The sequence below is a fragment of the Phytoactinopolyspora endophytica genome, assembly GCF_004138495.1.
Classification (GTDB): domain Bacteria; phylum Actinomycetota; class Actinomycetes; order Jiangellales; family Jiangellaceae; genus Phytoactinopolyspora; species Phytoactinopolyspora endophytica.
Window position 1 is genome coordinate 294,348 of record NZ_ML142849.1, and the last position, 1,955, is coordinate 296,302.

Here is a 1,955-nt window from a genome sequence, read left to right on the forward strand (position 1 = left end):
GCGTGCCCGCCACCGTCTCCAACGGACCAGGCTCGACCACCGAACCGACTGCTGCCAGAGCATCGGCCGCAGACACGGCGACAACGTGGACAGCCATACCCACCACGACGACCACACACGACCACAACGCAAACAGCCGGGATCGCATCACCACGCGCAACTATGACCTTCCACGAACTCGACGCCTCCACAGTCAGCGTTTCCGACCACCGATCGACGGCGAGCCTGACACACCCGGCTTCACACGCACTACACACGCGTTCCGGAAGGTGTCATATGCGCTCGGGGCCGGCGTGACCGATCAGTCGAGGTTTCCGCTGAGATCGGGTCGAGCGTTGGCCGCCGCGCGGACGATGGCGGACCGGTCCCGCGCGGTGATCATGCCGTCCTCGCGGAACCGGTCGGCAACATCGCTGACGTGGCGGACGAACGCACCCTGACTGTCGAACGGGGCTCCGGCCCAGATCAGGTCGAGGATGGTGCATCCGTCTGCGCGATCGACGTTGGGAACACCGGAGTCGACATCGTCGAAGGCCACGGTCTCGTCCGGCGAGAAACCATCCGGGCAGGCGTCGGCAGCGTCGCCGTCCGGTCGCAGCAACGTGACACGGTCGATCGCGATCATTCCCGGGTCGAGGCGCAGGCTGAAGGTCGGCGCCCAGCCGGTGATCTGGTCCCCGGACATCGTGAGAGAGAGCAGACCCGAGCGGATCTTCTGCCACTCGCCATCCTTCTCGATCCATGACGTGAGCTCGCCGTGATCGACGACCGTCGCGAACCGGTCACCGGGCTCCCATTCAACCCGGAGCGTTCCCGGGCCTTCCGACAGTCTCTTGGTCTCACCGTCGACCACTACATTGATCCCGCTCTCGTCGCGCGAGTTGTTGAACCAGCTGTGGGCGCGGTGACCTTCGCCATCGGTGAGACCGATGAACACGCTGTCCTCGGCGGAGCCGGTGCCAGTGAAGCTCTCCGGCTCCACCACGAGCGCGAAGCTCTCCCCCGCGTCGACGGGCAGCGCCACATGGCTCCAGCGTCGCCCGTCCGCGTCCGCCTCGAGCACGCCCGCGTCCGTGTCCACCGAGAGTTCAGCCGCGGCCTCACCGGAGTCACCGAACGCGTCGTACTCGGCGAGGCGGTCGGTGGAGAAGTCGTCGTCCCACACGACATCGCCGAACGACTCGTCGTCGAACGGCTCGTCCGTGGGTTGCTCGACATTCACCGGATCGACCGACTCGTCGGGTGTCTCGATGCCGTCCTCGACGACCCACTTCGCGCCGTCGTCGCGCTTGGTGATGGTGAACGCATCAAGCGTCTCGCCCACCTCGGCGTACGCTTCACCACCGTCGCGGACGTGCGTGACCACCGACTCGTACGCCAGCGTGTCGCCGTCCACCCGGATCGACTGGAACGTCGTGGTGTCCTGAGCACGCACGACCGGCAAGGCGCCGTTCTGCGTCCAGACGTTGTCGTCGCCGCTCATCTCGTACTGCTTCTGACCGGCGTTCGCGATGATGTAGACAGGTCCCGCCGAGACGCCGTCCATGTCCGTGCCCGTGGACCCGTGGTAGCCGCGGCCGTAGGTGTGATCGTGGCCCTGCAGCACCAGATCGACGTTGTTCGTCTCCAACACGGGGAGGAGGTACTGACGCCAGTCGGCTTCGTTGCGCGGGTTACCAGCGCCGTCGTTCCCGTTCGAGAACACCGGCTGATGCGCGAGGACGACGCTCCACTCGTGCGGGTTCTCCTGCAGCACCCGATCGGCCCAGTTCGCCTGCATGGTCATCCACGCCCGACGGGCGGTGTCGCAGTCGAACGACGAGTGCCCCGGAGGTTCCGCGATCGGGCAGATGTCGTCGCGGTTCGCGTTCAAGGTCACGAAGCGCACGCCCTGGTAGTCGGTGAAGTAGACCGTGTCCTTCAGCACATCCGCAAGATGTTCGCCGTACTCCTGC

1 protein-coding gene is annotated in these 1,955 nt (G+C 66.0%); it reads right to left on the reverse strand.

Going from position 1 to position 1,955, the window contains the following annotated elements:
- Positions 1–301: 301 nt before the first annotated feature.
- Positions 302–1,955 (reverse strand): metallophosphoesterase (locus ELR45_RS01290; protein ID WP_205855666.1); only part of this gene is annotated, 1,654 nt, incomplete at its 5' end.